Origin of the sequence: Halomonas stenophila, from assembly GCF_014192275.1 — a bacterium.
Classification (GTDB): Bacteria; Pseudomonadota; Gammaproteobacteria; order Pseudomonadales; family Halomonadaceae; genus Halomonas; species Halomonas stenophila.
Genome location: NZ_JACHXR010000015.1, coordinates 1 through 12520, shown reverse-complemented (window position 1 = coordinate 12520; position 12520 = coordinate 1). Strand labels below are relative to the sequence as shown.

Genomic DNA, 12520 nt, shown 5'->3' with positions numbered 1-12520 from the left:
CGCACTGCATCATGGCGGGGCATCGAGCGCCGGCCAGACTTGATGGAAATCCCTTCCATCAAGCATGCTGTGGGCTTTCCCGACCCTGCGGAGAGCCCCCATGTCCCACCCTCGTCTCGGCATCATCGGCATCGGCCTGATGGGCGACCCCATGACCCGCCGCCTGCTGGCCGCCGGCTTCGACGTCAGCGTCTGGAACCGCTCCCCGGACAAGACCGCGGGAGTGGCCGCGGCCGGTGCCCGGGTGGCCGGTTCCATCGGTGAGCTGGTGGCCGACGTCGACGTGATCCTCTTGTGCCTGGCCAATACCGCGGTCGTCGAGGCGGTGGTGTTCGGCGAGGACGGCGTGGCGGCCCATGCCCGCGCCGGCCAGCGGCTGGTCGATCTCTCCAGCAGCGACCCCGAGGCCACCCGTCGCTTCGCCGCCCGCCTGGCGGCCGAGCACGGCGTGCCCTGGGTGGATGCCCCGGTCTCCGGCGGCGTGGCCGGCGCCGAGGCCGGGGCGTTGGCCGTCATGTGCGGCGGTGACCCGGAGGATGTCGAGGCCGTGCGGCCCCTGCTCGCCCCCCTGGCCGCCCGGATGACCCATATGGGCCCGGTGGGCAGCGGGCAGGTGACCAAGGTGTGCAACCAGATGATCGTCGGCTGCCAGGCGGCGGTGATCGCCGAGATGGTGGCCCTGGCCGAGGCCAGCGGGGTCGACGCCCACCGGCTCACCGAGGCGCTCGCCGGCGGCTTCGCCGACTCCAGACCCTTTCGTATCCTGACCCCGCGCATGGCCGCCAGCGACTTCGCCACGCCCCCCTGGCACCTGCGCACCCTGCTCAAGGACCTGGACATGGCCGTGGCCCAGAGCGGGCGGGTCACCAGCGCCACCCCGATGAGCGCCCTGGCCGCCCAACTGATGCGCGGCCATGCCGGCCGCGGCCACGCCGATGCGGACCCGGCGAGCCTGGTCGAGGCCTACCGCAAGCCCTGAGGGCACGCCCGGGCGACCCGGACAGCGTGCGGCCGCCGCCTGGCGACACGGAACGATAAGGGCCATCCTTCCCCTGCGCCCTCCCCTTCCCATCCACCGGCGAGGGCGTGGGGGAGCGGCATGCAGGCATCGGGACGCGCGCATATCGGCACCTCGGGGTACCAGTACGACCACTGGCGGGGTGTCTTCTACCCGGGCGCCCTGCCCCGGGAGCGCTGGCTCGCCCACTATGCCGAGCACTTCGCGAGTGTGGAGATCAACAATACCTTCTACCGGCTGCCCGGCGAGGCCACCTTCCGGACCTGGCGCGACAGCGTACCGGCGGGGTTTCGCTATGCCGTCAAGTTCAGCCGCTACGGCAGCCACATGAAGAAGCTCAAGGAGCCGGAGGCGACCATCGGCCACTTCCTGGAACGGTTGGCCCCGCTGGGCGACCGGCTCGGGCCGATCCTGGTCCAGCTGCCGGGGCGCTGGCGGGTCGATGCCGGGCGGCTGGCGGCCTTCCTGGCGGCGGCACCGCCCGGCTATCGCTGGGCGATCGAGGTTCGCGACGCCTCCTGGTGGTGCGAGGCGGTCTATCGGGTGCTGGAGGCACATCGCGCCGCCCTGTGCTGGCACGACATGCTCCCCGACCACCCCCGGCGGCTCACCGCCGACTGGACCTACCTGCGCTTCCACGGCGATCACTACCGCGGCAGCTACTCGCCCCAGTACCTCACCGCCCAGGCCAGACGGCTCCGCGCCCTGCTCGACGATGGCACGGATGTCTACGCCTACTTCAACAACGACGCCGCCGGGCACGCCGTGGCCAACGCCCGCCAGCTGCGTCGCTACCTGGACCGCCGCTCTCCGGGCTAGCCCTGGCACGCCGACCTTGATAGCCCACATGATCTATATTGATATTTTATAGCCATTATTGGATATAAAGTGAAAAAATAGCCATTTATAGCTATCATGGAGGCGAGATCCTCGACCGGAGAGCGCCCCATGCGGCAGCCCATCGCCGTGCTGACCGGCGACGTCATCGCGTCGCGTCGGATCGCCGACACCCCGGCCCTCTACCGGGTGCTCGATGCCGCCCTGGGCCGCCTGGCCGACCATTATGGCGGCCGCTTCGAGCGCTACCGGGGGGATGGCTTCCAGCTGGCCCTGCCCACGGCCGGGGCGGCCCTGGATGCCGCCGTGGCCCTGCGCGCCGCGCTGATCATGCACTCCGACGAGCGGCGCTGGGATGCCCGGGTCGCGATGGCGGTGGGCAGCGACGCCTGGCAGGCCGACCGGGCCCTGGCCTCCGCCGACGGCCCGGTGTTCGTGGCCTCCGGCCGAGCCCTGGATGCGCTGGCCGAGGGGTCGGCGCACCTGGCCCTGACCCGCCCCGGCACGCCCCGGGACGCGGCCCTGGCCCTGCTGGTCCGCTATGTCGACGAGCTGGTCGATGGCTGGTCCCGCTACTCCGCCGAGATCGCCTGCCTGAGCCTGTGGCATGATGAATCCCAGCAGGCCATGGCCGAGCGCCTGGGCATCCGCCAGCCCAGCGTGCACAAGCGCCTGCGCACCGCCCGCTGGGCGCTGCTGGCCGACACCCTCGACTTCTTCCGACACCGCCTGGCCACGGAGGGCCCCGCCCCATGACCGCCCCGGAACTGGCGACCCTGCTGGGCCTGCTGCTGGCCCACCTGAGCGGCGACTTCCTGCTCCAGCCGCGACGCTGGGTCGACTCGCGACAGCGCCACAAGCGACGCTCGCGGGCCCTCTACCTGCACGCCGGACTGCATGGCCTGCTGGTACTGCTGGTGCTCGGCATCGCCGGGAGCGAACCGGCCCTCGCCCTGGCCGGCGCCCTGCTGGTGGCCACCAGCCATGCGCTGATCGACCTGGGCAAGGCGCACCTGGACCCACGCCGCCTGCGCTGGTTCCTGCTCGACCAGTTGCTGCACCTGGCGGTGCTGCTCGGGCTGTGGCTCGCCTGGCTGGGCAGCCTGCGGCCGCTGGCCGAGATCGCGGCGTGGCTGGCCAGCCCTCAGACACTGACCCTGGCCGGCGCCTACCTGCTGGTGACCCGGCCGATGGCCATCGCCATCGCCCTGGCCATGCGCCCCTGGAGCGACGAGGTCAGCGACCCCGGCACCCTGGTCGCGGCCGGGGCCCGCATCGGCATGCTCGAGCGTTTCCTGGTGCTGACCCTGGTGCTGCTGGACGAGCTGACCGCCGTGGGCTTCCTGCTGACGGCCAAGTCGGTGCTGCGCTTCGGCGACCTCCGCGAGCATCGCGACCGCAAGCTCACCGAATACGTGCTGCTGGGCACCCTGCTCAGCGTGTCGGCCACCCTGGCCCTCGGCCTGCTGGTGCGCTCCACGCCCTGGGGAGGCTGAGGCCATGCCCGCGCGCCTGCTGATCGTGCTGCTGCTGGGCCTGGCGATGGGCGGCTGCGCCCGCCAGGGGGGCATCACCCCCCAGGCCGGCTATGCGGTCGACACCCGCCACGTGGCCTCGTCGCACTCCAGCCGGGTGCACCACCTGGTCCTCCACTACACCGACGCCGACGAGGTCGAGTCCCTGGCCATCCTGACCGGCCCGCGGGTCAGCGCCCACTACCTGCTGCCCCGGCCGGCACGCCATCACCGCGGGAAACCGCTGGTCTACCGGCTGGTGGCGGAGTCGCGGCGCGCCTGGCATGCCGGCGCCAGCGCCTGGGCGGGCCACCATCACCTCAACGACACCTCGATCGGCATCGAGATCGTCAACCCCGGGCCCAGCCGCTCCTTCACCGCGCTCGAGGCCGGCGAGCCGGTCCGCTGGGCGCCCTTCCCCGACGCCCAGATCGCGGCGCTGATCCCGCTGCTGCGCGACCTGATCGCCCGCCACGACATCGCCGCCACCGATATCCTGTCCCACGCCGAGATCGCCCCCACCCGCAAGATCGACCCGGGCCCCGCCTTTCCCTGGCGCCGGCTCTTCGCCGCCGGCATCGGCACCTGGCCGGACGCGGTCCGCGTCGCCCGCCATCGCCGGGCGCTGGCCGACCGCCCCCCGGCGCTTGCCACCCTGCAGCGAGCGCTGGCCGCCTGGGGCTATGCGGTGACGCCCGACGGCAGCCTGGATGCCGAGACCCGCGGGGCCTTGCGGGCCTTCCAGATGCGCTACCGGCCCACCGACTATCGCGGCGAACCGGATCTCGACACCGCCGCGCGGCTCTGGGCGCTGCTCGAGCAGTACCGGCCCGAAGCGCTCGAGCAGTTGGACAAGACTTCCGCCGACCTCGAGGGTTGAACGAGATCCGCCTCAGCCGGCGATCTTCTCCCTGGTGGTGCGATAGACGCTGTCGAGGTGGGCGAGCATGGCGCGCTCGGCAGCGTCGGGGTCGCCGCGTTTCAATGCTTCGACGATATGTCGATGCTCATGGTAGCTGCGCTCGATGGCGCCCTCCTCCACCATGACCTGGCGGCGGATGTTCAGGCCATAGGCGTAGAGCTCCTCGGCATAGCGCAGCAGGATCTCGTTGCCGGCATACTCCGAGATCAGCTTGTGGAAGTTCTGGTCGGAGAGCTGGAAGTGCACCGGCGAGTCGAATAACCGGCTCTGCGCTTCGAGCAGGCGTTCCAGGTCATCGATCCCCTTGGCATCGATGTTGATGGCGGCCCGCCGGGCGATGGCGGCTTCCACCACGATGCGGCTCTCGAACACGCTGTCCACGTCGAAGCGGTTCATCTCGGGGGTGGCGCTTTCCGGGTGCGCGGCACGAAAGCGGCTCAGCGCCTCGTCGTCGGCACGGATGCGCGTCTTGCTGCCATGGGAAACGCTGATCAGGCCATAGGCGGCAAGCTGCGACAGGGCCCCGCGCACGGTCTCCCGGCTGACGCCGAACAGCTGGGCCAGTTCGCGTTCACTGGGCAGTTCGTCCCCATCCCGCAGCAGGCCGGTAAGGATCATATCGATCAGCTTGTCGGCCAGGATGTCCTTCTTGGTGCGATTCTTGAGTGTCTTCTCGAAGGCGAATACCGGATTGTCCATGGCGCCATTCCTCTAGCTCTAGCGTAACTGGTCTATACTCTAGACCAGAAAGACTACAGGCGCTAGATGCCCCATCCATTCGTTACGACGAAAGTCGCAAATCCAGGGTCTTCCCTTGACGGATTCTCACACGGGCAACTAACTTCTGACCCTACTGGTATGGTCAACCAACCACCAGACCAGTAAGTCACCATCGATTACAACAAGGAGTGCATCATGCTCAAGAAGCTGCTCGGTCTTTCCGCCCTCACCCTCGCCGTGGCCTCGACGAACGCTCAGGCGGACAAGATCGTCTTCGCGATCGGCGGCACGCCCAACAGCCTGCAAGGACAGACCGCTCAGGAGTTCAGCGATCGCCTGCAGGAACGCCTCGGCGACGCCCACCAGGTGGAGTACTACCACAGTGGCCAACTGGGTGACGAACGACAGCTCATCCAGAAGCTGCGACTGGGCACCGTGGACCTCGCCGCCATCTCCTCGATCATGTCCTCCGTCTCCCCCGAGTTCGCCCTGTTCGACATGCCGTTCCTGGTCAAGGACCGTGACCACCTGAAGCGCATCGATCGCGAGATCGTGATGCAGGACCTGGCCCAGAACGCCGACGAGAAAGGGTTGAACATCATTTCCACCTGGGAAAACGGCTTTCGCCACATCACCAACAGCGAGAGGCCGATCAACGCCCCGGCCGACCTGGAGGGCCTGAAGATCCGCACGCCGCAGAGCGAGTGGCGCACCCTGATGTTCGAGACCTGGGGCGCCAACCCGACCCCCATGGCCTTCTCCGAGGTCTTCGTCGGCCTGCAGACCGGCGTGGTCGATGGCCAGGAGAACCCGCTCAGCAATATCAATGGAGCCAAGTTCCAGGAGGTGCAGGACTATCTGTCGCTGTCCAACCACGTCTATTCGCCGATCTGGCTGACCGCCGGCAAGGGCGGCTGGGAGAAGCTCCCCGAGGACGTGCGCACCGCCATCGCCGAGGTCGCCGCGGAGACCCAGGGCTGGGCACTGGCCAAGGGCGCGGAACTCGATGACTCGCTCCTCGAGGACATGCGCGGGGAAGGCATGGAGGTCAATCGGGTGGATCGAGATGCCTTCGTCGAGGCCAGCAACCCCGTCTATGCAGAGTTCGCCGAACAGGTAGAGGGAGGCCAGGAACTCGTCGACCGCGCCATGGCACTGGCCGAGGAGTAACGCAAGATGTCATCCCGTTCGGGCGCCGTCGAGGCGCCCTTTCCCACGAGATCGCAGGAGGTCCACGCCATGAGCTCACTGGCCCGTGTCAATCTGCTGCTGGAACGGCTGCTGGAGGTGCTGACCGTGTTCCTCCTCCTGGCGTTGACCACCATTGTCATCGCCGCAGTGGGCTTTCGCATGGTGGGCAACTCGTTCTCCTGGTATGACGAGGTCGCCTCCATCGGTCTGGCATGGCTGAGCTTCTACGGGGCGAACCTGGCCGCCCTCAAGCGGACCCATATGGGCTTTCCCGGCCTGGTCAGCCGCGCGCCGGCAGCCCTTCGCGCCACCCTGTTCATCCTCTCGGAAGTGATCGTGATCGGCTTCTTCCTGGTCATTGCCTACTACGGCTACCTCGTCCTCGACATCCTCGCCTGGGACAGCCTGGTATCCCTGCCGTGGATCGGGCTCGATGTCACCCAGTCGGTGATCCCGATCAGCGCCGTGCTGTTCATCCTCTGTGAACTGCTCAGCATGCCCATGGCCTGGCGCAAGATGCGCGGCGGTGTGAACAGTGAGTCGGAAGAAATCGAAGCCGCCATCCGGCAAGCCGAGGAAGACCTCAAGGAGCACCGCGCATGACACTCCTGATCATCATCGCCGCCCTCTTCGCCCTGGTATTGATCAACGTGCCCATCGCCGTTGCCATCGGCGTGGTGGGCGTGGTCGGCGTCTACCTGAACATGGGGGCCGACGCCTTGGTCAATGTGCCGCTGACGCTGTTCAACGGTGCCACCAAGTTCCCCCTGATCGCCATTCCGCTGTTCATCTTCGCCGGGGCACTGATGAACACCTCGGGCATCTCCGTGCGCCTGATCAACCTGGTCACCGCCATCGTCGGCTTCGTGCGAGGCGGGTTGGCGATGGTCAATGTCGGGGTCTCGCTGTTCTTCGCCGAGATCTCCGGCTCGGCCGTCGCCGACGTGGCGGCTACCGGCTCGGTGCTGATCCCGGAGATGAAACGGCGCAAGTACAACCCCAACTTCTCGGCGGCCATCACCTCGTCCTCGGCGTCGTTGGCGATCATCATTCCGCCGTCGCTATCGATGATCCTGTACGGGGCCATCGCCGACACCTCCATCGTCAAGCTGTTCGTCGCCGGCATCGTGCCCGGGCTGATCGGCGCCGCCGGTCTGGCCGGCGCCTGCTACTACTATGCGGTGAAGTATGACCTGCCCCGAGAGGACTCCTTCTCGCTGGGCACCCTGCGCAAGGCATTCAGGGAAGCCTTCTGGGCACTGCTGCTGCCAGTGATCATCCTCGGCGGGATCTTCGGTGGCTTTGTCACCGCCACCGAGGGTGCCGGCATCGCTGTGCTCGCCGCCCTGCTGATCGGGGGCCTCGTCTACCGCGAACTGAACGTCAAGATCCTCTATCGCGCGGTGATCGAGGGTGTCATCCAGACCGCGGTGGTGATGCTGCTGGTGGCCACCTCCGCCGTCCTCGGTCTCTTCCTGACCGAGATGCAGCTGCCCCAGCAGTTGGCCAGCGAAATCACCGCGATTACCGAGAATCCGGTTTTGGTGCTGGCGCTGCTCAACATCCTGCTACTGCTGCTGGGCATGTTCCTGCACGGGGCCGCCGCCATCATCCTGGTCGTCCCCATCGTGATGCCGTTGGTCCAGCAGATCGGCATCGACCCGATCCACTTCGGCCTGATCCTGACCCTCAACCTGGCCATCGGACAGCAGACGCCGCCGGTCGCCTCGGTGCTGGCCACCTCCTGCTCCATCGCCAAGACCGATATGTGGGAAACCACCAAGACCAACCTGCCGATGATCCTGGTTCTGTTCGTGGTGCTGATGCTGGTCACCTATGTCCCGGCCATCCCTATGACGCTGGTCAACCTCTTCTATTGATACGGAGTTCCCATGACCGATTCACGCCCCCTCATAGCCGTTACCCTGGGTGACCCCGCCGGTGTCGGCCCGGAGCTGATCGCCCGACTGCTCGCCGAGCCGGCGCTGTTCGAGAACGTGCACACGGTACTGGTCGGGGATCGCTGGCTGTGGCAGGAGGGCCAGCGGGTGGCCGGCCTGACCCACCGGCTACCCGAGGTCGAGGACTTCGCGGCCGCCCGTCGCCACGACGAGCCGGTCTTCCTGCCGGTCGACAGCGTCGCCGAGGGCGCGGTCGGCGTCGCCGAGGAGACCGCCGCCGGCGGCGCCTCGGTGCTGGCCGTGCTGACCCGCTGCCTGGAGGCCGCCCAGGCCGGCGAGGTCGACGCCATCTGTTTCGCCCCGCTCAACAAGCTGTCGATGAAGAAGGGCGGCCTGGCCCACGAGGACGAACTGCACTTCTTCGCCGAGAAGCTCGGGGTGACGGGCTATTTCTGCGAGTTCAATACCCTGGGCAGCCTCTGGACCTCGCGCATCTCCTCCCACATCCCGCTCAAGGACGCTGCGAGCTACGTGACCGAGGAGCGCATCGTCGCCGCCAGTCGGCTGATCTACGACTCACTGAAACTGGCCGGCATCGAGGCACCGCGCGTCGCCGTGGCGGCCTTCAATCCCCATGGCGGAGAGGGCGGCACCTGTGGCCGCGAGGAAATCGAGGTCATCGAGCCCGCCGTCAAGGCGTGCCAGGCCCAGGGCTACCCCGTCGCCGGCCCCTTCCCCGCCGACACCATCTTCCTCAAAGCCAAGGACGGCGAGTACGACGCCATCGTCACCATGTATCACGACCAGGGCCAGATCGCGATCAAGCTGCTGGGCTTCAAGCAGGGCGTCACCGTCCAGGGTGGCCTGTCGATTCCCATCACCACCCCCGCCCACGGCACCGCCTTCGACATCGCCGGTCAGGGCAAGGCGGACGTGGGCCCGACCCGCAGCGCCTTCACCATCGCCTGCCGCATGGGCGAGAACCTGAGACACCGGCGTCTCGAGACCGCCACCAGCGCCTGACTACACCACGCATCCACACGCCTGCAAGGAAACCAACACATGAAGATCACCCAGGTCAGAACCCGCGTCTTCGAATGGAAGGGCCACACCGTGCCCCCCACCCCCCACTTCTGCTCCAACGCCATGGACGAGCTGTGGGACAGGGGCGATTCCATGGGCACCTTCCGCTTCCATGGCTGGACCACGGTCGAGATCGAGACCGACACCGGCCTGGTGGGCCTGGGCAACGTCGCCCTGGCGCCGCGGATTGCCAAGGCGATCATCGACCAGTATCTGGCGCCGTTGGTGATCAACCAGGATCCCTTCGACTACGAGTACCTGTGGCAGCGCATGTACCGCGCCACTCATGCCTGGGGTCGCAAGGGCATCGGCATGGCGGCCATATCCGGGGTCGACATCGCGATCTGGGACGTCATGGGCAAGGCGGTAGGTAAGCCGGTGTTCAAGCTGCTCGGCGGGCGCACCAAGGAGAGGATCCCCTGCTATGCCTCCAAGCTGTACCGCACCGACCTCAAGAGTATGCAGGAGGAGGCCCAGTCCTACCTCGACCAGGGCTTCACGGCGATGAAGATGCGCTTCGGCTATGGGCCCAAGGACGGCCCGGCCGGCATGCGCGCCAACCTCGACAGCGTCGCCGCGGTGCGCGAGGTGATCGGCGAGGACCTCGACCTGATGCTCGAGTGCTACATGGGTTGGAACCTGGAGTACGCCAAGCGCATGCTGCCGCGTTTGGAGCGCTATCAGCCGCGCTGGCTGGAGGAGCCGGTGCTGGCCGACGACATCGACGGCTACGCGGAACTGAACCGGCTGACCAGCATCCCGATCTCCGGTGGCGAGCACGAGTTCACCCACTACGGCTTCCGCCAGTTGCTCGAGAAACGCGCCGTCTCGGTGGTGCAGTACGACACTAACCGAGTCGGTGGCATCACCGCGGCGCGCAAGATCAACGCCATCGCCGAGTCGTTCAGCGTGCCGGTGATCCCGCACGCCGGGCAGATGCACAACTACCACCTGACCATGTCGACCCTGGCCTCGCCGATGTCCGAGTTCTTCCCGGTCCACGACGTGGAGATCGGCAACGAGCTCTTCTACTACCTGTTCAAGGGCGACCCCGAGCCAGAGAACGGCTTCATCGACCTCGACGACGACGAGCCGGGTCTCGGCCTGTCGCTCAACGATGACTACTTCGACCAGTTCCATATCATCGAGTGAGGCCGAGCATGCGACTGATCCAATGTAAACATCAGGGCCAGGTGCTGGCCGCGCTGGTGGAAGACGAACGCACGGTCCGCCTGCTGGAGGCCGACACCTACACCCTGGCCCGCCGCGCCATCGCCGACGGCCGGTCGCTGGCCGAGGTGGTCGAAACGGCGCTGACCGAGACGCGCCTCGACTACCCCCAACTGGTCGACGAGCGGCGCCTGCTGCCGCCGCTGACCCATGCCGACCCGGCCCACTGTCTCGTGACCGGCACCGGCCTGACCCATCTGGGCAGCGCCGACACCCGCTCGGCGATGCACGCCCCGTCTCAACGACAGGCGCAGGCCGACGAGGCCGAGCTGACCGACTCGATGCGCATGTTCCGGCTCGGCGTCGAGGGCGGCAAGCCCGCCGCCGGCGAGACCGGCGCCCAGCCGGAGTGGTTCTACAAGGGCGACGGCGACTGCGTGGTGGCTCCCGAGGCGCCGCTGCCGGTGCCGGCCTTCGCCGCGGACGCCGGCGAGGAGCCGGAGCTCGCCGGACTCTACGTGATCGGCGACGACGGCCAGCCCTGGCGGGTCGGCTACGCCATCGGCAACGAACTCTCCGATCACGTCACCGAGCGCTTCAACTACCTGTGGCTGGCCCACTCCAAGCTGCGCCACTGCAGCTTCGGCCCGGAGCTGCTGATCGGCGAGCTGCCGGAGCACCTGGAGGGCACCAGCCGCATCGTGCGCGACGGCGAGCCCCTGTGGGAGAAGCCCTTTCTCACCGGCGAGGCCAACATGGCCCACAGCCTGGCCAACCTCGAGCACCATCACTTCAAGTACCCCGGCTTCCGGCGCCCCGGCGACGTCCACGTGCACTTCTTCGGCACCGCGACGCTGAGCTTCGCCGACGGCATCCAGCCCCGCGACGGCGATCGCTTCGAGATCAGTCTGCCGGCCTTCGGCCGGACGCTGCGCAACCCGCTGGCGTTCGAGTCCGAGGCCGCCGATACCCCCGTTCATTCCCTGTGACCTCAGGAGGTTCCATGACCCTGGAAGGCAAGCAACTCATCGGCCAGCAGGCCGTGACCAGCGACGGCGCCGCCATTCACGCCATCGACCCCGCCACCGGCGAGACCCTGTCCCCGGCCTATGCCGCGGGCGGCAAGCCCGAGGTCGAGAAAGCGTGCGAGCTGGCCTGGGCGGCCTTCGCGACCTACCGGGAGAGCGGTCTCGAGGAACGCGCCCGTTTCCTGGAGACCGTGGCCGAGGAGATCGAAGCCATCGGCGATGACCTGATTGAGCGCGCCATGGCCGAGTCCGGCCTGCCCCGGGCGCGGCTGGAGGGCGAGCGCGGCCGTACCTGCGGCCAGCTGCGCCTGTTCGCCAATGTCGTGCGCGCCGGCGAGTGGCTCGACGTGCGCCTCGACCCGGCCCTGCCGGAGCGGGCGCCGATGCCGCGGGTCGACCTGCGCCAGCGCCATATCGCCCTGGGCCCGGTGGCGGTGTTCGGCGCCAGCAACTTCCCGCTGGCCTTCTCGGTGGCCGGCGGCGACACCGCCTCGGCGCTGGCCGCCGGCTGCCCGGTGGTGGTCAAGGCGCACGCCGCCCACCCCGGCACCTCCGAGCTGGTGGGCCGCGCCGTGCAGCGCGCCGTGGCCCAGTGCGAGCTGCCCGAGGGCGTGTTCTCGCTGCTCTACGGCGCCGGCCGCGAGGTGGGCCAGGCGCTGGTGCGCGATTCGCGCATCAAGGCGGTGGGCTTCACCGGCTCGCGCGGCGGCGGCACGGCGCTGCTGAAGGCGGCCCAGGAGCGCCCCGAGCCGATCCCGGTCTACGCCGAGATGAGCTCGATCAACCCGGTATTTCTGCTGCCCGAAGCCCTGAAGGCTCGTGGGCAGGCACTCGGCGAGGCCTTCGTCGCCTCGCTGACCCTGGGCGCCGGCCAGTTCTGCACCAACCCCGGGCTGGTGATCGGCGTCAAGGGCGAGGGCCTCGATGCCTTCGTGGCCGCCGCCGGCGAGGCGGTGACGGGCGCCGCGGCCCAGACCATGCTGACCCCGGGCATCCATGCGGCCTACACCCAGGGCGTCGATGGCCTCATTCAAAGCCACCAGGCCCGCGAGGTGGCCCGCGGCCCGGCCGGCGAGGGCCCCCACGCCTGCCAGGCCGGGCTGTTCGTGGCCTCGGCCGAGGACTTCCTGCGTGAG

13 protein-coding genes are annotated in these 12520 nt (G+C 68.3%); 12 read left to right on the top strand and 1 reads right to left on the bottom strand.

Going from position 1 to position 12520, the window contains the following annotated elements; all coding sequences use genetic code 11:
• The first annotated feature begins 100 nt into the window (after nt 1–100).
• The 5 genes from FHR97_RS17840 to FHR97_RS17820 all read left to right on the top strand — a co-directional run bounded on the left by FHR97_RS17840 (nt 101) and on the right by FHR97_RS17820 (nt 4249).
• Nucleotides 101–979: an NAD(P)-dependent oxidoreductase gene (locus FHR97_RS17840; RefSeq protein ID WP_183385151.1), complete on the top strand. Its 879-nt coding sequence runs from the start codon at nt 101–103 to the stop codon at nt 977–979.
• 120 nt (nt 980–1099) lie between these two features.
• Nucleotides 1100–1837: a DUF72 domain-containing protein gene (locus FHR97_RS17835; protein ID WP_183385150.1), complete on the top strand. Its 738-nt coding sequence runs from the start codon at nt 1100–1102 to the stop codon at nt 1835–1837.
• 129 nt (nt 1838–1966) lie between these two features.
• Nucleotides 1967–2611 carry a hypothetical protein gene (locus FHR97_RS17830; RefSeq protein ID WP_183385149.1) on the top strand — a complete coding sequence of 215 codons (645 nt, stop codon included), beginning with the start codon at nt 1967–1969 and terminating at the stop codon, nt 2609–2611.
• Nucleotides 2608–3351 (top strand): DUF3307 domain-containing protein, encoded by a 744-nt coding sequence (locus tag FHR97_RS17825; protein ID WP_183385148.1) that lies wholly within the window; start codon nt 2608–2610, stop codon nt 3349–3351. Before FHR97_RS17830 ends, FHR97_RS17825 begins: the two co-directional genes overlap by 4 nt.
• Before the next feature lie 4 nt (nt 3352–3355).
• Nucleotides 3356–4249: an N-acetylmuramoyl-L-alanine amidase gene (locus FHR97_RS17820; RefSeq protein WP_183385147.1), complete on the top strand. Its 894-nt coding sequence runs from the start codon at nt 3356–3358 to the stop codon at nt 4247–4249.
• Between the two features lie 12 nt (nt 4250–4261).
• On the opposite strand, the gene FHR97_RS20555 is transcribed toward FHR97_RS17820, so the two are convergent.
• The gene (locus FHR97_RS20555) at nt 4262–4990 is read right to left on the bottom strand and encodes a FadR/GntR family transcriptional regulator (protein ID WP_183385146.1); all 729 of its coding nucleotides are present in this window, start codon (nt 4988–4990) and stop codon (nt 4262–4264) included.
• 216 nt (nt 4991–5206) lie between these two features.
• On the opposite strand from FHR97_RS20555, the gene FHR97_RS17810 reads away from it, so the two are divergent.
• The 7 genes from FHR97_RS17810 to FHR97_RS17780 form a co-directional block, all read left to right on the top strand.
• Nucleotides 5207–6181, top strand: coding sequence for a TRAP transporter substrate-binding protein (locus FHR97_RS17810; protein ID WP_183385145.1), 975 nt, complete (start codon nt 5207–5209; stop codon nt 6179–6181).
• A gap of 69 nt (nt 6182–6250) precedes the next feature.
• Nucleotides 6251–6805, top strand: coding sequence for a TRAP transporter small permease (locus FHR97_RS17805; protein WP_183385144.1), 555 nt, complete (start codon nt 6251–6253; stop codon nt 6803–6805).
• Complete coding sequence (locus FHR97_RS17800; protein ID WP_183385143.1) at nt 6802–8082, top strand: TRAP transporter large permease; 1281 nt, start codon at nt 6802–6804, stop codon at nt 8080–8082. The genes FHR97_RS17805 and FHR97_RS17800 overlap by 4 nt, the downstream gene beginning before the upstream one ends.
• Nucleotides 8083–8094: 12 nt before the next feature.
• The gene (locus FHR97_RS17795) at nt 8095–9126 is read left to right on the top strand and encodes a 4-hydroxythreonine-4-phosphate dehydrogenase PdxA (RefSeq protein WP_183385142.1); all 1032 of its coding nucleotides are present in this window, start codon (nt 8095–8097) and stop codon (nt 9124–9126) included.
• Nucleotides 9127–9165: 39 nt separating this feature from the next.
• Nucleotides 9166–10338 (top strand): L-rhamnonate dehydratase, encoded by a 1173-nt coding sequence (locus FHR97_RS17790; RefSeq protein ID WP_183385141.1) that lies wholly within the window; start codon nt 9166–9168, stop codon nt 10336–10338.
• A gap of 8 nt (nt 10339–10346) precedes the next feature.
• Nucleotides 10347–11345, top strand: coding sequence for an AraD1 family protein (gene araD1 / locus FHR97_RS17785; RefSeq protein ID WP_183385140.1), 999 nt, complete (start codon nt 10347–10349; stop codon nt 11343–11345).
• 14 nt (nt 11346–11359) lie between these two features.
• A partial coding sequence (locus FHR97_RS17780; protein WP_183385139.1) for an aldehyde dehydrogenase (NADP(+)) occupies nt 11360–12520 on the top strand: 1161 nt, incomplete at its 3' end.

Coding starts and splice junctions, on each gene's coding strand:
- FHR97_RS20555 (WP_183385146.1), bottom strand. CDS start 4,990: ATGGACAATCCGGTATTCGCCTTCGAGAAGACACTCAAGAATCGCACC.
- FHR97_RS17795 (WP_183385142.1), top strand. CDS start 8,095: ATGACCGATTCACGCCCCCTCATAGCCGTTACCCTGGGTGACCCCGCC.
- FHR97_RS17810 (WP_183385145.1), top strand. CDS start 5,207: ATGCTCAAGAAGCTGCTCGGTCTTTCCGCCCTCACCCTCGCCGTGGCC.
- FHR97_RS17820 (WP_183385147.1), top strand. CDS start 3,356: ATGCCCGCGCGCCTGCTGATCGTGCTGCTGCTGGGCCTGGCGATGGGC.
- FHR97_RS17825 (WP_183385148.1), top strand. CDS start 2,608: ATGACCGCCCCGGAACTGGCGACCCTGCTGGGCCTGCTGCTGGCCCAC.
- araD1 (WP_183385140.1), top strand. CDS start 10,347: ATGCGACTGATCCAATGTAAACATCAGGGCCAGGTGCTGGCCGCGCTG.
- FHR97_RS17805 (WP_183385144.1), top strand. CDS start 6,251: ATGAGCTCACTGGCCCGTGTCAATCTGCTGCTGGAACGGCTGCTGGAG.
- FHR97_RS17830 (WP_183385149.1), top strand. CDS start 1,967: ATGCGGCAGCCCATCGCCGTGCTGACCGGCGACGTCATCGCGTCGCGT.
- FHR97_RS17840 (WP_183385151.1), top strand. CDS start 101: ATGTCCCACCCTCGTCTCGGCATCATCGGCATCGGCCTGATGGGCGAC.
- FHR97_RS17790 (WP_183385141.1), top strand. CDS start 9,166: ATGAAGATCACCCAGGTCAGAACCCGCGTCTTCGAATGGAAGGGCCAC.
- FHR97_RS17800 (WP_183385143.1), top strand. CDS start 6,802: ATGACACTCCTGATCATCATCGCCGCCCTCTTCGCCCTGGTATTGATC.
- FHR97_RS17835 (WP_183385150.1), top strand. CDS start 1,100: ATGCAGGCATCGGGACGCGCGCATATCGGCACCTCGGGGTACCAGTAC.